We start from the raw sequence: 20773 nt of genomic DNA, 5'->3' as shown, positions 1-20773 counted from the left end.
GGCAGGAGGTAAAACTTGATGACTGTTCAACAGTTATTTTTGTTATCTATTTTCTTATATGTTGTCGGAGCACTTATCTCTTTGGGATTAAATAGGGACGGCAAAATTGCAAATTATGTTTCGGGAACAACTGCTTTCTTGGCAGGATGCACTGGAGTCGCTTCAGCTATTCCAGTCCTTATTGAAGGAAAAGGTTTTATATTGGAAGGCATGGAGTTTATCACTTTTGGGCGATTTACAATTAATGTTGATCCTCTTTCAGCTTTTATGATATTGGTTATTTCGCTACTTAGTATTGCCACAGGTATTTATTCTATTTCTTATCAGGAAGAGTATATTGGGAAAGGCACCGGCGTAATGGGTTTTTTAAATAATATCTTTATTGTTTCAATGATTTTGGTAGTTACTATTGAGAACGCTTTCTATTTTTTAGTTTTTTGGGAGCTGATGACGCTGGTTTCTTATTTCCTGGTTTGTTTTGAACAGGAAAACAGAGAGGCAATAAAAGCTGGATTTGTCTATTTTGTAATGGCCCATGTTGGTACAGTTTTGATAATGATTTCGTTTATATTATTTTATGTTTATACCGGTACTTTTGATTTTGCCGCTTTTAGGAATGCAAATCTTTTGCCTGTTATCAAGAATTTAGCTTTTCTACTGGCTTTTTTGGGATTTGGGGTTAAGGCCGGCATCGTTCCTTTCCATTTCTGGCTGCCTCAGGCTCATCCTGCCGCTCCTTCTAATGTTTCTGCTCTTATGTCTGGTGTCATGATTAAGACAGCTATTTACGGCATTATAAGAGTTGGGGTGGACTTTTTGGGGGCTTCTGCATGGTGGTGGGGCCTTACGGTCCTTGCCTTTGGGGCTATTTCAGCAGTTTTTGGAGTGCTTTATGCTGTTAGTGAAAATGACCTTAAACGCTTGTTGGCCTATTCCAGCATAGAGAATTTGGGAATTATCCTGATGGGAGTCGGTGCGGGAATGATGGGAATAGCCACAGGACAGGTTAGTGTAGGCATATTAGGTATTCTGGCGGGGCTTTATCATTTGATAAATCACGCTGTCTTCAAAGGGCTGCTTTTTCTTGGGGCAGGCTCGGTAGTTTACCGCCTCCACACAAGGAATATGGAGGAGATGGGAGGATTGGCCAGATATATGCCGTGGACTGGATTGACCTTCTTTATAGGCGCTTTGTCGATTTCCGCCCTTCCTCCGCTAAATGGGTTTGTAAGCAAATGGTTTATATACCATACTCTGTTTGTTGCCAGCACAAAAGGGAGTGTGCCGATTAGAATGGCATTTCCTCTCGCCGCAGTCGCTTTAGCCTTAACAGGAGCTTTGACGTCTCTGTGTTTTGTAAAAGCGTATGGAGTACCTTTTACTGGACCTTTTCGAGGTGGCAATGAATTAAAGATTAAAGAGGTTCCTGTGACCATGCTTATAGGGATGGGGCTTTTAGCAATATGCTGTTTTGTTTTGGGGCTGGGCGTGCCAATTGGTCCTGGACATATTGTGAATATGGCTTCAGCGTTGCTACATGTATCTTCACCCCAGTTAAGTGACGGTCTGTCGATATTTCCAGCAAGCAGTGAGCAGGCCATGCTTTCTACGCCACTTGTGCTTGTTTTTGTCGTAGGACTTGCGATATTGCCCCTATTAATTATTGGAACAGGTGGAAAGCGAGCGGGAAGGCGAGTGGACTTTGAACCCTGGGCATGTGGCTATAAATATTCATCTCGCATGGCATGGACATCCACAGCTTTTGCCCACTCACTGTACCTGCTTTTCAGTCCGGCATATTTACTTAGGACTGCCTTTACAAAGGTTGGTTGTTTCATTATTTTGCTTTTCAAAAAGGCGATGGCGTATATAGCACAGATAGAGCTGATGTGGGAACGTTATATATACTATCCTTTGCTTCATTTCATGGTCTATATAGGTAAACGTGCACAAACTTTCCAGACAGGTAATGTCCGGATGTACTGCCTGTACATAATCCTGACTCTTGGGGTTCTTTTGATAGCGACGGTGAGATAGGAGGTAAAAAAATGTTGGATGACAAATTGTTTTTTGTGGGCTTGTTGCAGGCATTATTGGTAATGGCAGTAACGCCATTTTTTTCGGGATTTGCCCGTGTTTTAAGGGCGAAAATTCATTCGAGGAAAGGTCCCAGTATATTTCAGGATTACCGCGATATTTTCAAATTAATAAAAAGACAGCGAGTAGTGCCGGCACAGAGTAGCTGGATTTTTTGCTTGACTCCTTACGTAATGATGGCGACAATTTTGCTCATCGCAATGATGACCCCAATTTTAACTCTACAATCGCCATTAAGGATGGTGGGGGATTTAATTGCAATTGTTTATTTGTTTGCTTTGGGGCGGTTTTTTTTCGCTGCTGCAGGTCTAGATTCTGGTAGTGGATTTGCGGGGATAGGTGCCAGCCGTGAAATGACACTGGCAGCGCTGGTGGAACCAACTATTATACTGGTTTTGTTTGTGATGGGGCTCCTTGCCGGTTCGACTGATGTAGGTGTAATAACTCAAAAGGTGGCAACCGGTGAAATATCATATTATAGTCCCACAGTTTGGCTTGCGATGGCAGCTTTTTCTATTGCCGCTTTTATTGAAACTGGTAAATTGCCTTTTGATTTGGCAGAAGCAGAACAGGAAATCCAGGAAGGACCGCTTACGGAATATTCAGGAGGCTCCCTCGCTCTTCTCAAGTGGAGTTTGTCTATGAAGCAGGTTGTGGTGATTGCTTTGTTTATGGCCATTTTTTTCCCATTTGGAAATGTGGCAGTTGTAAATGGTTTTTCTATTCTGATGTCTACGGCAGTATTTTTGCTGAAAGTTGCTATCTTTTACGTGATTGTAGCTTTGCTGGAAAACAGTATGGCCAGACTACTGCTTTTCAGGGCCCATGAAGTAACCTGGGCTGCCTTTGGGATCGCTTTGCTGTCTTTTGTTTTCTTCCTTGTTAATGTCTAGAAGATTCGGGAGGAGATACTTAATGTCTGGTACTAATATAGTTAATGTTTTATCTGTGCTGCTCATCCTGACCTCTATGTTAGTAGTGGAAACAAGGAAGTTAGGGATGGCGGCATATATGTACAGATTCCAATCTTTAGTTTTGGTTACTATTTTTCTGTCTATTGCTGTGTTTATGGAGGCAAAACCTCTGTACATTTGGTCAATCACTGCCCTTATTACAAAAACTTTTTTAGTGCCATATCTCATCCTCAAGTTTCTCAAAAGGGTAAAAGAACAGGAAGAGGGAGTGGCTATTGACAGGAAATTAACTATTATTCTGGCTGTGGGCATTTTAGCTTTATCCTTCGCAGTGGTGGAACCTTTTCACATGCAGGCAGTACTAAAATTGAGAGTGGCCCTGGCAGTTTCCATAGCTCATTTTATGCTGGGCCTGCTCTGCATACTCGCCAGAAAAAATGCCCTCAAACAGATATTGGGTTACTGTCTTATGGAGAATGGGTCCCATTTGACTCTGGCTATTATGGCTTACAATGCCCCTGAAACGGTGGAAATTGGCATTCTGACAGACGCTGTTTTCGCTGTATTGATTATGACAATTATTGCCAGACGCCTTTTTAAAGATTTTGGTACTCTGGACACTGATAAGCTCACACTACTAAAAGGTTAGGTGATTGAGGTGGAAAAAAGTATTTTATTTTACTTGTTGCTTGCGGTACCGCTGGCTACCTCCTTTCTGGCTTTTGGTATAAAGCCCCGACGGGTGGTAGAGGCTGTACACTTTGCGGGAATAAGTATAGAGGCTTTCCTCTCTTTACAGATGGTGCAGTATGTAATAAGGGAAGAGAGGCTGTTTGCTCTTGGTGATATGCTTTACGCTGATAGTCTGGTGGCGATTTTGCTCCTTATTATTGGAGTTGTGGGGTTTTTAAACGGTTTTTACTCTATAGGACATATGAGATATGACATTAGCCGTGGCGAAATTGTTAGTGGTAAAATAAAATTACCCGAAAAAGGGAAAGATTTTTCCCCAGTAAGATTGAGAAAATACCCTCTGTAGTTTAAAATAAAAATAAAACTACAGAGGAGGAAATTGCAATGTTGGGGGTAGATATGCATACAACAATTAAAACACTTTTTAAAAGAGGTTATAACAAAACACAAATTGCCCAGATATTAAAAATTGACAGAAAAACTGTAAGAAACATTCTTAAAAAAATTGATGAAGGGGGAACTATAGAAAGAAAACCAACAGCCTCAATATTAGATCCGTATAAAGAATATATAAATATTCAGGCATCAAAAGACTTAAGTGCCATGCGTATATTCCAAGATATGCAAAGAGACTTTGGATATACAGGAAGTTATGACACAGTAAAAAAATATATAAGCAAAATTAAAAAACCAACCCAAACACCATACATGGTACTAAATACTCTTCCAGGAGAAGAAGCACAAGTTGACTTTGGATATATTGGTACCATTAAAGTTAACGGGAAGCATAAAAAAGCATGGGTTTTTGTAATGACACTAAGCTATTCAAGGTATATGTATTGTGATGTCGTATTTAACCAAGCAGTAAAAACATTTATTGACTGCCATAAAAATGCATTCAGATATTTTGGAGGTGTTCCCCAAACAGTAAAAATAGACAACTTAAAAGCAGCAATATTAGAAGCAGACTTTTACGAGCCCACTGTCCAAAAAAATTATGCAGCCTTTGCAGCACACTATGGATTCTGGCCACAGCCATGTAGGGTTAGAACGCCAACAGATAAAGGCAAGGTAGAATCAAATGTCGATTATGTAAAGGATAATTGTTTCAAAAGCAGAGACTTTGAAAATATCGACGAAGCTGTTAACTTTTCGAGGTTATGGCTTGATACCATTGCTAATGTAAGAATACATGGTACAACCAAAAAAGTTCCATTGGAAGTTTTCAAGTCAATTGAAAAAGAAAAACTATTGCCCCTTCCAACAGAGGATTTTATCTTATCAAACTCTGTTAAATGTATAGTTAACACAAACTGCCACATATCCTATAATGGTAATTATTATTCAGTACCATATGCTTACATAGGGCAAGAAGTTGATGCTATAATCGCAAACGGACTAATCAAAATATACTTTAAAGAAAAAGAAATAGCCCTTCATCCAGTATGCACAGAGGATAAAGGGAGATACATAACAAATAATGAACATTATCCTTACAGTAAGAATATATCAAGCAAAGACATTTTGTCAAGGCAAAAAGAAGAAATGAAAGAAATAGGTATACATGCCAATGTGTTCTTTGAAAACTTCATACAGCAGGGCAATCTTAAAAAGTATGACTATAGGGCTATTTCAGGCATATTATCATTAAGAAAGCATTATAGTGACGAAGTAATAAACAATGCATGTTTAAGAGCCATTTCATATAATGCCTACAGCTATAAAATTATAAAGAAAATATGTGAAAAAGGAATAATAGACCTTCCAATAGACACAAATACGAGTTATATAAATCAAGACAAGACCTATGTTTCAAGGGAACTTTATGAATACAACAAACTCATAAATTTAGGAGAATTAAAAAATGAATGATTTATTAACTTCCCGGTTAAAGGATTTAAAGCTATCAGGTATTATTAAAACACTCGAGTCAAGAAATGAAGAAGCACTTAAAAACAGTTTATCATACATGGAATTCTTTGAGATGTTAATCAATGATGAAGTATTAAATAGACAGAATAACAGTAATATCAAAAGAGTTAACAAAGCAAGATTTCCACAGCATAAAACACTTGAAGAATATAATTTTAACTATCAACCATCCATAAATAAAAGATTTATATATAACCTGGCGACCTGTGAATTTGTCCGCAAGAAAGAGAATGTGGCCTTTATAGGCCCGCCGGGAACAGGTAAAAGCCATTTATCAATAGCACTTGGTTTAAAGGCAATATCACAAGGATATAAAGTACTCTTTACCACAGTAAATGAAATGCTAGAAGAATTATATATGTCAAGAGCAGATAACTCCTTTGGGCAGAAATTAAGATATTATACGAGTCCAGACCTTCTCATATTAGACGAATTAGGACTTAAGAAACTTAATCAAAATAGTGTAGATGACTTTTATGAAATAATATCAAAAAGATATGAAAAAGGCTCTGTAATAATAACATCAAATAAAGTTTTCGAAGAATGGGCTAGAATCTTTTACGATCCAGTATTAGCAACTGCTATACTAGATAGATTTGTTCATCACTGTCACTTTGTTGTAATTAAAGGCGAAAGTTACAGAATGAAACAGAGAGAAGGAGTTATTAAATCTATGTCAGAAGAAAACTCTAAAAAAGAATAAACTAAAGTAATGAAGATAATAGCTGATTAATTTTTTACCTTAGGTGGGGAAAAATCTTTCCCATAAGTGGGGAATTTTTATTGACAATAACAGCGAAATAGATGAGAAGGAAATCTCCTCTTATTACGGCTTTTACCATATATTTTTGTTTACGATGGTGCTTTGCGCTTTATCCAATAACATCGCCATTATGTGGGTAGCGCTGGAAGCAACTACTCTGTGTTCAGCCTTTTTGGTTGGGCTTTATAAACACAAAGCATCGGCGGAAGCTGCCTGGAAGTACGTTTTGATCTGCAGCGTTGGGTTGGCCTTTGCGCTTTACGGGACTATTCTAACCTACTCTAATGCTTTTGCCATGGTGCAGGATGCTCATAAAGCTATGTTGTGGACTGAACTTATAAAAATGGCTCCTCGTTTAGACCAGCAAGTGATGAAACTGGCTTTTGTGTTCATTTTAATCGGATTTGGTACCAAAGTGGGTTTAGTTCCCATGCATACATGGCTACCTGATACTTACAGCGAATCTCCAAGCCCTGTTAGTGCCCTGTTATCTGGTGTACTCATAGAATGTGCGCTGTTTGCGATAATAAAGTATTACACAATTGCTCTGCAGGCTATTGGTAAAGAGTTTTTAGAGACACTGCTTTTAATTTTTGGACTTGTGTCTGTGGGTGTTTCGGCTTTTTTTATCCTGGTGCAGAAGGACATCAAAAGGAAATTGGCTTACAGTAGTGTAGAGCATGTAGGCATTATCGCTACTGGCCTGGGTGTTGGGGGAACCTTTGGAGTACTGGGTGCTCTTCTTCACGCCATAAACCACAGTGTCACTAAATCTCTTTTATTCTGTACTGCTGGAAATGTGATTGTAAAGTACGGCACAAGAGATTCACAAAAAATTAGAGGAATATTCAAGGTAGCTCCTGTTACTGCCTTCCTGTGGACAGCGGGGCTTCTTGCGTTAGTGGGCTCACCTCCTTTTAACATTTTCATAAGTGAGGTCGTAACTGTGATAGCTGGCATAGAAGCTGGGCATTTTTGGGCGATGATATTATTCCTTGTTTTACTTGTGGTTGTCTTCGTGGCGTTTTTTGTGTTGATAAGCGAGACGGTTATTGGCTCTCCTCCAGAAGATTTACCTAAGGGCGATGTCAATTGGTTGACATTACTACCAATCGGTATCTTGTTTGTGTTTATGGCAGCGCTGGGGTTACATTTGCCTTCTACTTTAAGTCAACTATTGCAAAGGGCAGTGACCATTGTTTTAGGAGGGACGATATAAATGGTTTGGTATGCACTGGGCAGCATCCTTCTACCATTGGTAGGAAGTTTAGTTGTGCTGTTTTTGTCAGAACAACAGGTAAAAAAGGCAGGTCAGTTGTTCTCTTTCCTGGCCTTTCTGTGTGGTTTGGCCTTATTGGTTTCTTTTGCACTAACCGGTGAAAGTTTTAGCCGGGAATTGGTGACTATAAATGGTGTAACCTGCTATGGGATTACTGTAGATGCTTTAAGCGTTTTGACCAACTTTTTAGTAGTTTTAATTGGATGGCTTATATGTACCTATTCAGTGGGATATATGAGCCCCGATAACAGAGAGCATCCAATTTGCGAGGGGATTAACAGGTTTTATTCTCTCATGCTGCTTTTTATCGGTTCTATGGCGGGTGTGGTTTTCTCTACAACATTACTTGGACTTTTGTTTTTCTTTGAAATTACCGGTATTTGTTCATGGAGCTTGATTGGATTTTATGGAGATGAAAAATCCCGAAAGTCCGCCCTTTGGGCAATTGCACTTACTCATTCTGCTGCACTGGGACTTTATGTGGCTACTGCTTATCTTTACGTAAAGACGGGCAGCTTTTCTGTAACCGCTCTTGGCAAATTGACGGAGGCGGAAAAAACCATTGCTTTTATAGGAATCCTGATCGCCTGCTGGGGAAAGTCTGCACAACTTCCTTTTCATCCCTGGCTTCCGCGGGCGATGGTGGCACCTACTCCCGTCAGTGCCTATTTGCATGCTGCTTCAATGGTCAAAGTCGGAGTCTATATCTACGCCAGAACTGTCCTGGCGGCGGGGAAAGTTCCAGCAGTAATCGGCCAGGTTGGGGCTATTATGGCAGTGATTACCATGATATATGGATTTATCATGTATTTTCCACAGCAGGATATGAAGCGACTGCTTGCTTATTCTACTATCACCCAGCTTTCCTATATTTTTCTGGCTATTTCTATCTTCATTTTGGGTTCACAAATGGCTTTTAAAGGAGGGGTAGCCCATATCTTTAACCATGCCTTTGGCAAAAGCCTGTTTTTCTTGGTGGCAGGGGCACTGTCTTATACAACTGGTACCCGTAAGCTTCTAACGTTCAGAGGAATTTTAAAAAAAATGCCCGTCATTGGCCTGGGATATATTGCGGCTTCGATGGCCATAACTGGTGTTCCTCCTTTTAATGGTTTTTTCAGTAAAATTATGATCATAATTAGCGGTTTTGAAATTGGCAGGCACAATTTATTGATTCTTATTTTAACTATTATAACTGTCATTGAGTCTGTTGGAAGTTTTATATGGTTTCTCAAATGGATGGGAACAAATGTCTTTGGTACACCTTCCGAAACGGTGGCTACTGCTGGAAAACCTCCGCTGGCTATCAAGTTTGTCCTTGCCTTTCTCATAATTATGACTCTTATATCCCAATACATTGCTTTGGCGCTGTTAAGTTAAAAATTGGGTATGTGTCAGAATAAAAAGTATTTCGGTAATATGTCAAGAGGGTGATAAAAAAATTCAAAAAAATTTTTAATAAAATAACCTAAAAAAGGGCATAGCAAAGCTAACCATCACGCAATAAGATGATGGAAATTAATGTAAAATATGGTTATGGGATAATATGTTAACTTATACAATCATCTCCTTTCATTATTGGGGATTTATAAAGTTTTTCTTCGCGCAGCAGAGCGAAGACTAACCTTACAGTTTTACGTGCAGTCAATACAAGAGCACGTTTATGCTTGTGAGTTTTGCTTTCTTTAAATTTGCGGGCATAGTATTGTGAGAACTCAGGTAAATACTTCCTGAGCTTAAAGCTGCTTGAATAAAATAATATCTGAGATACTCATTACCAGTACGCTTGAGATATGTGTCCTCCGCTTTAAAATCAGCAGACTGGTACTCTGACCAATAAAGGCCGGAAAACTTTGCAAGGGCATTATCATTATCAAACCTTGAAATTCCGCCTATCTCAGATATTAAGCCGGCTGCGATGGTTGGGCCAATACCTTTTACTGATGTAAGACAAAGGAATTCATTGTTAAATCCTTTTACCTCATTAATAATGGCTTTTTCTACAGCTTTTTTCTGCTTTTCAAGGGACTGTAGATTATCAAAGCAAGACTTGATAACAAAGTTTAAAGAATCATCTACAGTAGCATTAATTCTATAAGACTTGTGAACAGCCTCTTGAAGCAATTTAGCTGTAGCTTCTGGATCATCAAAGCGATCTTTACTCTTGTCAACCAAAAAGCCGGCAAGCTCATCAAGCGGTCGAGCCGCAATATCATCAAGGGTGAAAAACTCATTAAATATTTCAGTAGCAGTTGCTCCAAAATTATTACTAAAGACTTTATTTTGGCACAAACCGCTAAACTTAAGGAACAAATTGCTGAGGAAATAATTTTTTTTCTCTAACAATACTATTAACAATGTGAAAGCGATGGCGAGTAAGCCTCTGGAGAGCAAGGTATCTAAAATCTACAGAACAAGATTTAGGGAGTCTACCAAATCTCAGTTTTTCAGCAATAGCAAAGGCATCAATCCAGTCATTTTTAGGCAAATTACCGAGAGACTTTTTAAAAGCATTAATGATATTAGCATTAAAAGTAGTAATAGAAGATTGATAAGGCTTAAGAGCAGAATGATCAGCCAAATAATACTGGAGGTGCCAGCCATAGACTGAGGTAGATTCCAAACCAATAAAGACCTTTTGGATATTGTATTTATTACAACACTCCAAGATACGGGATACTATAACATCACAACCATGGGGGTTATTTTCTACAGAAAAACGAGAGGAAGCATCATTACCCTCCTGGTCGAGAATATGAACCTTGACATCATTCAGGCTTACATCCATACCAACAAAAAGCTTATTCAAGATTGTTGCACCTCCTTTCAAAATTGATAAAGTAAGTATAAGTAAAAGTTAATTTGAGATAACCCTAGCAACCAGATTATGTAGCAACCTCGCAATTAGCTCTTAATATATAAGCCTGAATCCTCTGCTGCCAGGGGCTTATATATGACAAAGCAGATTTCGCGTAAGAAAAGGCAAATCTGGTGTAGGGACCACACTTTAAAGAGCGGTCAAGCCGCATGGAGGACGAAAGCCTGTCCCACATTAACTTTACAGTATAATAATGCTACAAGTTATCTCAAAAGTAAATAATAAGGCCGAAAAAAGATGAGACGGCCGCGTCATGAATCCTGCATATTGCGTAATATTACGGATTCATGGCAATAGATAAGATTTTAGACAAGATGAGAATATTAAAGATTTCCAGTTATAAATGTGCTTTATTAAATTTTTAAGAAGTGAGACAAATTTATTGTCTTTAAAATTAATTATACGAGCATTCCTGTAATGAATTATTTAGACTTTGAGAAATAAAAAACCTCCTGCTATAATGGGAATTGGAAAACGAGAAGAAATAGCAGGAGGATGATAGGCGATGTTAAAATCTCAGATACAAAAGATAGAATCCATAACCCCTGAAGTAATGATAGTAGGAATTGATGTAGCCAAGAAGAAACACTGGGCACGTATATTTGACTACAGGGGTTTGGAGTTAACCAAAGGATTCTCTTTTAAGAATAACATAGAGGGATTTAATCGTCTAGTGGGGAAATTAAGTGAGATAAAGGAAGGGAAAGGATTGGAGAAGATAATTGTTGGTATGGAACCTACAGGGCACTATTGGAAGGCGTTGGCGTGGTTTTTAAAAGAACAGGGAGTGACGATAGTACTGGTCAATCCTTATCATGTAAAGCAAGTTAAGGAGCTGGATGATAATACACAAACTAAGAACGATCCAAAGGATGCTATGGTTATAGCAAGGCTTGTGAAAGATGGGCGTTTCAGTTATGCGTACTTGCCTGAAGGGATTTATGCGGAGTTAAGGGTATTAAGCACTATGAGGCAGCAAATAAGAGCGAAGTTAAATAGTGCAAAGAATGCGCTGGTTTCAATTTTGGATGAATATTTTCCTGAGTTTACGAAAGTGTTTAAGAATTTGGATGGCAAGGCAGCAATGCACATTTTGTATCACTATCCATTTCCGCAGGCTGTGCGGGAATTAGGGGTTGAAGGCATATTAGAGGAATTTAAGAAAGCGACAAAAAAGCTTTGGGCAAAAGAGGGCAGAAAAGCTGTACGAGGCAGCAAAAAGATCTGTAGGGGTAAAAGAAGGTTTAGCAGCGGCCAAGATAAAAATACGGCTGTGTATAGAGGAGATAAGGTTTTTCAAGAAACAGCTTGAGGAAGTAGAAAGGGAGATGGCAGTTAGATTACAAGAGACAGGGATAGGCAGATACATATTGAGTATTCCTGGTATTGGTATAGTAACGGCGGTAGGCATATTAGGAGAGATAGGTGATCCGAGTCGATTTGAGAGTTGGAAGCAGATCAGGAAATATGCTGGTTTGAATCTAATAGAGGACAGTTCAGGTGAGCGGAAGGGAAAGACAAGGATATCGAAGCGAGGTCGAGCGATGTTGAGGAATCTTCTGCATCAGGTTGCAGTAGTAATGGTAAGCAAGAATAAAGAGATTAAGGCTTTATACACTTATCTTAAGACGAGGCGAGAGAATCCGCTTGAGAAGAAGCAGGCTCTGATAGTAGTGGCTGTGAAAGTGATAAAGATTATATTTACGCTAGTGAAGAAGAAAGAGGAGTATGATGGGAAGAAAGTATTAGGAATTTTTAGGGAGAAGCAAATACAAGCTGCGTAGAGATATGATGATAAAATTGGTGGGGGATAAGCAGTTTACCCTCCATTAGGGCATAGACCCTGTATACGAGCAAAGCTGCACCCCCACCAGTTCCCTAAGGCAGTACGAAGGAATGTAAGGGCAAGGACCCAGAGAGGCATGATAGGGGATGCCTAGGGGATAAAATTGATATAGTAGTATTAATTTTCACAGCGCTGCATTTATGGAGGAAGATAAAAACAATAGTAGTGCTGTGAAAAGGGTAGGTATTGCTGTGTTTTATTAAGGTGGTTAAAGAAATTTCAAATAGCTGCGTAATTTTAAGATATTTGCAGCTATTTGAAGATAATAAAAAATTTTATTGAGATAGGAGGTTGAAAAGGGTGGAGAATGAAATAAAGGCACAAGACAGAAAAAAATATGTTAGGGCTTTGTACTCAAAGTTTGGTGCGAGCATCCTTGAAGAAAAGTGGCAAACACCGGATCAAGTGACTCTGACAGTAAAGCTAAATATACTCCCAGAAATTGTAGAAGAGGCATATTACGGACAGGGAGGGTGGCTGTCAAATGTTATCGGTAACGATGAGCGCAGCATAAACGGACATTTTGCGGTATACTATGTTTTATCCATTGAGGCAGAAAAAGACCCGAATAAAAACCTTTGGCTGACAGTTAAGGCTTTGGTTCCTGCTGACAAACCAGAGTTTCCTTCGGTAGCGCCTCGTGTGCCGGCAGCTGTATGGTACGAACGGGAGGTGCGGGATATGCTGGGGTTGGAGCCAGTGGGGCTTCCAGATGCGAGAAGACTTGTGTTGCCCGATGACTGGCCAGATAACCTTTATCCTTTGCGAAAGGATATGGATTATCGTCTACGCCCTGAGCCGGCAGCGGAAGAAGAAAATTATGAGTTTATCGAAGTAAAAGGAGAAGGTATTGTAGAAGTACCACTGGGACCGCTTCACATTACTTCTGACGAGCCTGGACATTTCCGACTCTATGTCGACGGCGAATATATCGTTGATGCCGACTACCGCCTTTTCTATGTGCATCGAGGCCTTGAAAAACTTGCCGAAAGTCGCATGGACTATAACCAGGTTACTTTTTTAGCGGAGCGAATTTGTGGAATTTGTGGTTATGCACACAGCGTGGCGTATGCCATGGCAGTAGAAGCAGCCAACAGAATTGAAGTACCTCTGCGGGCCCAGTATATTAGAACTATTCTATTAGAGGTAGAGAGGATACACAGCCACCTTTTGAATATAGGGTTAGCGGCTCACTTAGTGGGTTTTGATTCGGGCTTTATGCATTTCTTTAGAATAAGAGAAAAGGCTATGCAGATGGCGGAAATTCTTACAGGTGGTCGAAAAACTTATGGAATGAACCTCATAGGAGGTGTACGACGTGATATTTTAAAAGAGGAGAAGGTTCAGGCCTTGCGATTAATTTCTGAGATTCGATCTGAACTTAAAGAACTTATCGATATGTTGCTAAATACCCCCAACTTTATTTCGCGAACACAGGGAGTTGGGCGTCTGGACCCTAAGGTAGCTCGAAACTTTGGATCGGTTGGCCCCAATCTGAGAGGTTCTGGATATGGACGAGATACACGAGCGGACCATCCCTATTGTGCCTACAAACATGTATCTTGGAATGTTATCTCCAAGGAGGGATGTGATGTTTTGTCTAGAGTATTAGTACGAGCGGAAGAGCTTTTTGAGTCTTTAGCTATAATTGAAAGATGTTTGTCTGATTTGCCTCCTGGTCCTATCCTTCATGAAGGGTTTACCTATACACCTTATACTTTTGCACTTGGATATACGGAAGCTCCTAGGGGAGAAAATGTCCATTGGGTGATGACAGCTAATCAACATCAGGTGTACCGGTGGCGAGTACGGGCTTCTACTTATAATAATTGGCCAGTCCTTCGTTATATGTTTTACGGTAATACTGTGGCCGATGCACCTTTGATTGTGGCAAGTATTGACCCTTGTTACTCTTGCGCTGAAAGAGTTACATTGGTCGATGTGCGTAAAAAGAGGGCAAAAACTGTCCAATATCAAGAATTGGAACAATACTGTCGCGAAAGAAAATATTCACCACTGAAAAATTAGCTTAACTATAACTATAAAAGCAAGGAAGGGGATATGAAAAGATGTTAAGACTGCTTAAAAAGGCGCTGCAGGTTGGAGAAGCAACAGTTGAGTATCCTTTTAAGCCGGTAGAAGTAGCTCAAGGTTTTCGCGGGAAGCCGGCGTATGACTTCAGCCGGTGTATAGGTTGTGGGGCTTGTGCTACTGCTTGTCCTTCAAATGCTATTACCATGGATTGTGATCTAGATAGAGGGATTAAGTCCTGGAATATAAATTACGGCCGCTGCATTTTTTGCGGTCGCTGTGAAGAGGTGTGTCCTACAGGAGCTATTGTACTTTCAACAGAATTTGAACTGGCTGTTATTAAAAAAGAGGATATGTACTGTCGAGCTGAGTTTCAGCTTTGTAGATGTATCTTTTGTGGGGAATACTTTGAAACATTTCGTGAAATAGAATACGTACGAGAAATATTAGAACAAACAGGTTTGACAAAGAAGAGCTTGGAAAGTTGGGTTCAACTTCTTAAAGTATGTCCAAAATGTAGGCGTCATAAAGTAGCAAGGATAGCAGCACTAGATAATTGGCATGTTGATTTAAATGGGAGGAGGGAGGAAAAATGGAACCAGAAGCTAAGTTACAAGAACTTAAAGCAAAGTTGAAAAATGTCATTAAACGGTCTGCCTACCTCTACAGGGTAGACTGTGGCGGATGTAATGGATGCGAGATTGAAATTTTCGCTGCTATCTCACCTGTTTATGACCCAGAAAGGTTTGGCATCAAAATAGTGTCCTCGCCGCGGCATGCTGATATTCTTCTCTTTACCGGACCTATGACAAGGGCTATGCGGCTTCCAGCTATACGGGCGTATAAAGCAGCACCTGACCCTAAAATCGTAGTGGCTTACGGCGCTTGTGGCTGCAGTGGCGGTATTTTTCACGACTGCTATTGTGTATGGGGAGGAATTGACAAATTCTTTCCCGTAGATGTATATATCCCCGGCTGTCCTCCACCTCCGGCTGCTACTTTGTACGGCCTAGCTTTGGCTTTGGATTTGCTACATCAGAAAATTAAAGGGGAGCAGTTTGTAGAAACAGAGGTTACCCCTGTCCCTGCAAAATATGAGGGGGTTTGTCCTGACCAAGCTAAGGATATTGAAAGGGAAGCCCGACGCCTGAGCGGTTACTTGCATGGTAGGCGGATAGCTGCACAATATCTGGAATTTGTGAAACAAGGAGACCCGCTTTCAGTAGATCGCAAAATTAAAGAGTTGGTAAAACAACAAAAAGATCCACGATTGGCTGAAATTTTTTTAAGCTTGCACAAAATTTACATGGAAAGGGTAGGTCATGATGCCGGGTAAAGTAAAATTCTTTAAACTCTCCAAAAGGTTTGTGGACAAAAAAGATGTCCCTGCCGAAGTCGAACAGCTAAAATACTATGCTTTAGCTATTGGTCACCATATAGGGATAGTTGATTGTTTGTCGCCTGTTATGACTATGGAAGAGAAAGACTATTTAGAATGGATCAGTAAATTCCCTCCAGGAAAGATCAGAAGAAAATTGGAAGGCTTGACAAAATGGGGAGAAATCGAGATAAATAGAGAACATGTTGCTTTGTTAGTGTCAACGTTATCCCAAGCTTTTCCTAGTTTTTTACCAGAAGAAAAAGAATGGGCTAACTGTTTACTTAAGCTTCTCCATTCTATACAAAAAGAACCAGCTATATATGTGGTGGTGAGACTGAGTGAAGAGAATAGTGATTACTGTAGGCAATGAGATGATGGGGGATGATGGAGCTGGCCCATTATTGGCCCGGCTTTTAAAACAAAACCTTATACCTGGATGGCAGGTCATTGATGGTGGGTCGGTGCCTGAGAATTACTTGCATAAAATACGGTATCTTAAACCAGATGTGGTAGTAGTAGTCGACGCATGTGAAATGAATTTAAAAGCTGGTAGTATACGACTAATTTCAGAAAGCCACATTGTTTGCAAGTTCATCCTGTCCACGCATAATTTACCTTTGACCTTTTTTATTTCCGCTTTGAGAGAAGTAGTGCCAGAAGTTTATTTTATTGGTATTCAGCCTGCAGCAGTAGGTTTTGGCATGCCGATATCTTCTGAAGTATGTCGAGCTGTTCAGATTGTGTATCAAAAATTACAAACAGGAAGCCTTGACTTTCCACACCTGGATGATTAGGGGGGTGATGCGTAGACGAGTGAGACTGCAAGATAACAGGTTTTTAGGTTTTGTAAAATCTAAGAGTAAAAATTTACAAAGGGGGTAATTTTATGCATATACCAGAGGGATATATAAGTCCCCAAACCTGTGCCGTTATGGGTACTGCTATGGTACCAGTGTTGACAGTTGCAGCAAAAAAAGTCAACAAAAGTTTTGACAAAAAGGATGTTCCTGCTATGGCAATAGGGTCAGCTTTTGCCTTTACAATAATGATGTTTAACGTACCAATACCAGGAGGTACAACTGCCCACGCAATTGGCGCAACTCTACTTGCTATAACTTTAGGGCCTTGGGCAGCAAGTATATCTCTTACAATAGCCTTATTTATTCAAGCATTGCTTTTTGGAGATGGAGGAATTTTAGCTCTTGGAGCTAACAGCTTTAATATGGCATTTATAGCTCCTTTTGTTGGATATGGAATTTACAGGCTCATGTTATCTCTCAAACTAAATAAGGTTTTATCATCTGCTATAGGGGGATATGTAGGAATAAATGCTGCAGCTCTTGCTACAGCAATAGAACTTGGGCTTCAGCCATTGCTTTTTCATACAGCAAATGGAACACCCCTATATTTTCCTTATGGATTAAACGTAGCAATACCTGCAATGATGTTTGCTCATCTTACAGTAGCTGGTATTGTAGAAGCTGTTATAACAGGTCTTGTAGTATATTATTTACAAAAAGTAGACGAAGAAAATATATTATATAAATTCTCATATAGGCTTAGAGGTGATAATAGATGAAAAAGTTCTACATTGCAGCTATAGTTATAATACTTCTCACTCCTCTCGGACTTTTAGCTCCTGGTTCAGCATGGGGAGAATGGGGCTTAGATGAAATAAAGAGCATGATAGGATATATACCCGAGGGAATGAACCGATTTTCAGAAGTTATAAAAGCAATATTACCCGATTACAGTATACCAGGATTTGATGCTAATTTCTTTCAACAAGCTTTAGGTTATATTTTTTCAGCAGTTGTAGGAATTGCAGCTATTGTATTGATATTTGTAATATTAGGGAGGATTATGGGAAAACCCCAGAAGAAAAATGGATAAGGCGAAAGGTTTTTGGAGCTTTTTGGGACGTTCATCGAGCTTTTGTACGGCAAATACTTGGTTGCCGTACTGTACCCGTATTCCTATCCTGGAGCTGGTAAGGACGATTATTTTGCTCCGTGGAGGAACGGGTATTATTTTACCTTTTTCGTCTATTGGCTGATAATAGTTACCCTTAAAAGAAAATACACCTCCATTATCGACTATTCTAGTTTCTTTAATACAAAGGATATTATCCAAATCCACATTGGAAGGCAACTCTCTAAAAGCAGGGATAGGATCTTCAGACTCCACAGCAAATCTAGCATTAAATCTTATTAAAAACTCTTTCAAAAACTCATTAGCTTTTTCTATAGAATCAATGCTAGCTAATCTAAGTTCTACTTTCAGCCTATCCTGAAGAGTATCCCACAGTTTCTCAACACGTCCTTTAGCTTGAGGAGAAGAAGCATAAATCATGGCAATACCTAATTCACTCATGGCTCTTTCAAACTGAGTTTGATTTACCATTTTGCCTTCTAACTGTTCTTCTATAGAGAGCTTATCCTTTTTAGGAGAAGTAAAGAAGTGTGTTTGTCACTATAAAGAGCAATAGGTATACCATCAAAATAGCCTTCCATAGACTCGTTTTCGGTAAGATAAAGTCCAAGGACTTGTCCGGTAGCATCGTCGATAGCGCCATGCAAAGCTAATTTTCCCATGTTAGGTAGCCATTCAAAGGGGCTGCAATCGATTTGTACTAACATTCCTGCTTGAGGTTTCCGTTTTCTTCTTTTATGTGTTTTATGAGTTTTATGATGTTTTCTATGACTTTCAATACCAGCCGAGGATAAAATTCTATACACAGTAGGTTGACTAAGTATAATCCCCTCCCTTTCTTCAAGTAGATCTCTAAAGTGAGAAAAATTAGCATCAAAGTACACATTTTGTTTCAAATAGATAACCTTGCTGACAACTTCTGGAGGAGTAGCATTAGCAGGCTTACGACCTTTATTTTTATGAATCACAAAAGACTCCCCTTGTTCACTAACCCCCTTTTTTAATCTAAAGATTTGACGTTCACTTAGGTCTAAAGCCTGCGCAGCTTCCCTCACTGTTAATTTTCTTTCAATTGTTTGTTGAATGATGATTAATTTTTGTATTCTCTCTTTGTCATATTAATTTCTTCCCTTCTCATACTGACATTATCGCAGAATACTTTTAATATGACAATATCACAGAATAATAACACAATCATAAAAGCTAATTGCTATGTTTGAAACCGAAGTAACAACAATGGGTTAAGAGGTAGGCAAAAACAACTTTCTCCTAAAATTATACGGTGAAATGAATATTTGTAGCCTGTGGATAAAGGCAAACTAAAAAAATCACCCCATAGGCATAAAAAGGCATAAAATTAGGTGAAAACTCCATTTCATTAGTGTACAATAATATTAAAGAAAAACACAAAAACACTTAAGAAAGGAGTTTTCACCTATGGCTATTATACCACAACAAACGTTTTTTGTGTGGAGTGAAATTGAAAATTTAGGGGATTTAGAAAGATTACGTTTAGTACTTGAATATATGCCGGACGAAGAACTAATGCGGGTTTTAGAAAAAGAAAGGGGAAAAGGCCGGGATGATTATCCTGTAAGAGCCATGTGGAATTCCATTTTGGCAGGGGTAGTTTTTGAGCATACATCTATAGAGAGTTTAAGGCGGGAGCTATTAAGGAATGGACAGTTGCGTTTCATGTGTGGTTTTCGCAATGGGAAAGTTCCAGGAGCATATGTATACACAAGATTTTTGAGGAAACTATTCGAGAAAGAAGAAATGATAAATGAAATATTTAATAAATTAGTAGACGAATTAGAAGAACTACTGCCGGGCTTTGGTAAGAACCTAGCTATTGATGGTAAAGCGATTTCATCATTTGCCAAAAGAGAAAACAAAACTAAGAGAGAAGATGGGCGACGGGATTTAGATGCAGACTGGGGAATAAAAAAGTATAAAGGTGTTTGGGAAGATGGGACAGCATGGTCAAAAGTAGTAAAATGGTTTGGCTATCGTTTGCATCTCATAGTAGATGCAGATTATGAGCTGCCAGTTGCCTTTGAGGTAACCAAAGCTTCGGTATCAGAGATAAAGCAGGCCCACAAAATAATAGATAAACTTAATGAAAGGCACGCAGAACTAATAGAGAGATGTGAGATACTGACAGCAGACAGAGGATATGACGATACAAAGCTTTATGAGAAGTTATGGGATGAGTACGAAATAAAGCCCGTGATTGATCTTCGTAACATGTGGAAAGACGGAGAGGAAACACGTCAGTTAGAGGATTATGAAAATGTGGTATATAACTATAAAGGCAACGTATATTGTGTATGCATGGAAACAGGTATAAAGCGAGAGATGTGTGTGGGAGGATTCGAGAAAGACAGGAAAGAGCACGGGACATTAAAGAAGCTTTGTCCAGCCAAAGAATATGGGATAGAATGTAAATATATGGAGAAATGCAAAGTAAAACAGGGGATAAGGATAGATATAAAAGAAGACCGAAGGATATTTACGCCAATTGACCGAGCAAGTTACAAATGGAAGAGATATTATACCACACGAATAGCAGTTGAAAGGGTTAACAGTAGAATAGACGGATCCTTTGGTTTTGAAAGGCATTATATACGGGGTAAGAAGAAAATGAAGACAAGAGTTGGTATAGCGTTATGTGTGATGCTGGCCATGGCGGTAGGCAGGATAAAAGAGAAACAAGCCGATAAAATGAGAAGCCTGGTTAAAAGTGCATAAAGTTATCCACATAATAACAGAGAAGTTTTATCTGAGGTAATGGAGGGTTTAGACAGATTTAAAAATTTGTTTAAAGCTGAAGTGGGTGAAGTGCGCCCTTTTTTAGCTAATTAAATGTAAATATTAGGAAGAAAGTGTATTTAGAAGGAGTCATTTATTAGTTTTACCTAAGTACAAAAGGAATACTGAGGTTGTTCTTGATAAAAAATTATAAAAAAAGCTACAAAGCAAAAAACATCATAAAAATAAATATTGACAAAAAAATAAAATAATGAT

The 20773-nt window shown here is 39.1% G+C and carries 18 protein-coding genes and 2 pseudogenes; 17 read left to right on the top strand and 3 right to left on the bottom strand.

Translation table 11 applies throughout. The features are described from left to right. The first annotated feature begins 18 nt into the window (after positions 1-18). From hyfB to THYS13_RS04665, 8 genes are read left to right on the top strand one after another with little or no spacing between them, the layout of a single operon-like run. Positions 19-2037: a hydrogenase 4 subunit B gene (hyfB, locus tag THYS13_RS04700; protein ID WP_042833369.1), complete on the top strand. Its 2019-nt coding sequence runs from the start codon at positions 19-21 to the stop codon at positions 2035-2037. A gap of 11 nt (positions 2038-2048) precedes the next feature. Continuing rightward, the gene (locus tag THYS13_RS04695) at positions 2049-2990 is read left to right on the top strand and encodes a respiratory chain complex I subunit 1 family protein (protein ID WP_042833368.1); all 942 of its coding nucleotides are present in this window, start codon (positions 2049-2051) and stop codon (positions 2988-2990) included. A gap of 22 nt (positions 2991-3012) precedes the next feature. After that, a complete protein-coding gene (gene hyfE / locus THYS13_RS04690) occupies positions 3013-3660 on the top strand; it encodes a hydrogenase 4 membrane subunit (protein WP_042833367.1) in 648 nt (215 codons plus the stop codon). Between the two features lie 9 nt (positions 3661-3669). After that, on the top strand, positions 3670-4050 hold the full coding sequence (locus tag THYS13_RS04685) for a hypothetical protein (RefSeq protein ID WP_052210463.1): 381 nt from the start codon (positions 3670-3672) through the stop codon (positions 4048-4050). Between the two features lie 53 nt (positions 4051-4103). Further along, positions 4104-5576, top strand: a complete 1473-nt coding sequence (istA, locus tag THYS13_RS04680) for an IS21 family transposase (RefSeq protein WP_082990393.1) — start codon at positions 4104-4106, stop codon at positions 5574-5576. Continuing rightward, positions 5569-6339, top strand: coding sequence for an IS21-like element helper ATPase IstB (gene istB / locus THYS13_RS04675; protein ID WP_042832981.1), 771 nt, complete (start codon positions 5569-5571; stop codon positions 6337-6339). Before istA ends, istB begins: the two co-directional genes overlap by 8 nt. 43 nt (positions 6340-6382) lie before the next feature. Continuing rightward, positions 6383-7618, top strand: a complete 1236-nt coding sequence (locus THYS13_RS04670; RefSeq protein ID WP_235603232.1) for a hydrogenase 4 subunit F — start codon at positions 6383-6385, stop codon at positions 7616-7618. After that, positions 7619-9058 carry a hydrogenase 4 subunit D gene (locus THYS13_RS04665; RefSeq protein ID WP_042833366.1) on the top strand — a complete coding sequence of 480 codons (1440 nt, stop codon included), beginning with the start codon at positions 7619-7621 and terminating at the stop codon, positions 9056-9058. It begins immediately after the preceding gene. A 169-nt stretch (positions 9059-9227) separates the two neighbouring features. On the opposite strand, the pseudogene THYS13_RS04660 reads toward THYS13_RS04665, so the two are convergent. Continuing rightward, positions 9228-10466 (bottom strand): annotated as a pseudogene (locus tag THYS13_RS04660) (IS110 family transposase). 595 nt (positions 10467-11061) lie between these two features. Here THYS13_RS04660 and THYS13_RS04655 point away from each other — a divergent pair. The 8 genes and pseudogenes from THYS13_RS04655 (at position 11062) to THYS13_RS04620 (ending at position 17707) form a co-directional block, all read left to right on the top strand. Then, positions 11062-12340: pseudogene (locus THYS13_RS04655) on the top strand (IS110 family transposase). A gap of 362 nt (positions 12341-12702) precedes the next feature. Beyond that, the gene (locus THYS13_RS04650; RefSeq protein ID WP_042833365.1) at positions 12703-14430 is read left to right on the top strand and encodes an NADH-quinone oxidoreductase subunit C; all 1728 of its coding nucleotides are present in this window, start codon (positions 12703-12705) and stop codon (positions 14428-14430) included. Between the two features lie 41 nt (positions 14431-14471). Further along, complete coding sequence (locus tag THYS13_RS04645) at positions 14472-15068, top strand: formate hydrogenlyase complex iron-sulfur subunit (protein WP_009610664.1); 597 nt, start codon at positions 14472-14474, stop codon at positions 15066-15068. Then, complete coding sequence (locus tag THYS13_RS04640) at positions 15026-15769, top strand: NADH-quinone oxidoreductase subunit B family protein (RefSeq protein ID WP_042833364.1); 744 nt, start codon at positions 15026-15028, stop codon at positions 15767-15769. Before THYS13_RS04645 ends, THYS13_RS04640 begins: the two co-directional genes overlap by 43 nt. Continuing rightward, positions 15759-16184: a formate hydrogenlyase maturation HycH family protein gene (locus tag THYS13_RS04635; protein ID WP_042833363.1), complete on the top strand. Its 426-nt coding sequence runs from the start codon at positions 15759-15761 to the stop codon at positions 16182-16184. Before THYS13_RS04640 ends, THYS13_RS04635 begins: the two co-directional genes overlap by 11 nt. Beyond that, entirely contained in the window at positions 16153-16608 is a 456-nt protein-coding gene (hycI, locus tag THYS13_RS04630) for a hydrogenase maturation peptidase HycI (protein WP_042833362.1), read from the top strand. The genes THYS13_RS04635 and hycI overlap by 32 nt, the downstream gene beginning before the upstream one ends. 92 nt (positions 16609-16700) lie before the next feature. Continuing rightward, positions 16701-17393 (top strand): cobalt transporter CbiM, encoded by a 693-nt coding sequence (gene cbiM / locus THYS13_RS04625; protein ID WP_042833361.1) that lies wholly within the window; start codon positions 16701-16703, stop codon positions 17391-17393. Continuing rightward, complete coding sequence (locus tag THYS13_RS04620) at positions 17390-17707, top strand: PDGLE domain-containing protein (RefSeq protein ID WP_042833360.1); 318 nt, start codon at positions 17390-17392, stop codon at positions 17705-17707. The genes cbiM and THYS13_RS04620 overlap by 4 nt, the downstream gene beginning before the upstream one ends. Here the strand turns inward: THYS13_RS04620 and THYS13_RS04615 are convergent. Further along, the gene (locus THYS13_RS04615; RefSeq protein WP_052210461.1) at positions 17666-18217 is read right to left on the bottom strand and encodes a hypothetical protein; all 552 of its coding nucleotides are present in this window, start codon (positions 18215-18217) and stop codon (positions 17666-17668) included. The two genes, THYS13_RS04620 and THYS13_RS04615, sit on opposite strands and share 42 nt — an antisense overlap. 20 nt (positions 18218-18237) lie before the next feature. Then, positions 18238-18801, bottom strand: coding sequence for a helix-turn-helix domain-containing protein (locus THYS13_RS04610; RefSeq protein WP_052210460.1), 564 nt, complete (start codon positions 18799-18801; stop codon positions 18238-18240). A 382-nt stretch (positions 18802-19183) separates the two neighbouring features. Between THYS13_RS04610 and THYS13_RS04605 the strand changes: the two genes are divergently transcribed. Continuing rightward, positions 19184-20497, top strand: a complete 1314-nt coding sequence (locus tag THYS13_RS04605) for a transposase (protein ID WP_042833359.1) — start codon at positions 19184-19186, stop codon at positions 20495-20497. Positions 20498-20773 lie beyond the last annotated feature (276 nt).

Origin of the sequence: Thermoanaerobacter sp. YS13, assembly GCF_000806225.2 — a bacterium.
In the GTDB taxonomy this organism is placed as follows: Bacteria; Bacillota; Thermoanaerobacteria; order Thermoanaerobacterales; family Thermoanaerobacteraceae; genus Thermoanaerobacter; species Thermoanaerobacter uzonensis.
This window is presented reverse-complemented; position numbering and strand designations above follow the sequence as displayed.

What these genes read in the sequence shown, in the direction of transcription:
- THYS13_RS04605 (WP_042833359.1), top strand. Translation starts at nt 19,184, where the DNA reads ATGGCTATTATACCACAACAAACGTTTTTTGTGTGGAGTGAAATTGAA.
- cbiM (WP_042833361.1), top strand. Translation starts at nt 16,701, where the DNA reads ATGCATATACCAGAGGGATATATAAGTCCCCAAACCTGTGCCGTTATG.
- hyfB (WP_042833369.1), top strand. Translation starts at nt 19, where the DNA reads ATGACTGTTCAACAGTTATTTTTGTTATCTATTTTCTTATATGTTGTC.
- THYS13_RS04640 (WP_042833364.1), top strand. Translation starts at nt 15,026, where the DNA reads ATGGAACCAGAAGCTAAGTTACAAGAACTTAAAGCAAAGTTGAAAAAT.
- THYS13_RS04695 (WP_042833368.1), top strand. Translation starts at nt 2,049, where the DNA reads ATGTTGGATGACAAATTGTTTTTTGTGGGCTTGTTGCAGGCATTATTG.
- istA (WP_082990393.1), top strand. Translation starts at nt 4,104, where the DNA reads ATGCATACAACAATTAAAACACTTTTTAAAAGAGGTTATAACAAAACA.
- THYS13_RS04615 (WP_052210461.1), bottom strand. Translation starts at nt 18,217, where the DNA reads ATGGTAAATCAAACTCAGTTTGAAAGAGCCATGAGTGAATTAGGTATT.
- THYS13_RS04645 (WP_009610664.1), top strand. Translation starts at nt 14,472, where the DNA reads ATGTTAAGACTGCTTAAAAAGGCGCTGCAGGTTGGAGAAGCAACAGTT.
- istB (WP_042832981.1), top strand. Translation starts at nt 5,569, where the DNA reads ATGAATGATTTATTAACTTCCCGGTTAAAGGATTTAAAGCTATCAGGT.
- THYS13_RS04620 (WP_042833360.1), top strand. Translation starts at nt 17,390, where the DNA reads ATGAAAAAGTTCTACATTGCAGCTATAGTTATAATACTTCTCACTCCT.
- THYS13_RS04665 (WP_042833366.1), top strand. Translation starts at nt 7,619, where the DNA reads ATGGTTTGGTATGCACTGGGCAGCATCCTTCTACCATTGGTAGGAAGT.
- hyfE (WP_042833367.1), top strand. Translation starts at nt 3,013, where the DNA reads ATGTCTGGTACTAATATAGTTAATGTTTTATCTGTGCTGCTCATCCTG.
- THYS13_RS04635 (WP_042833363.1), top strand. Translation starts at nt 15,759, where the DNA reads ATGCCGGGTAAAGTAAAATTCTTTAAACTCTCCAAAAGGTTTGTGGAC.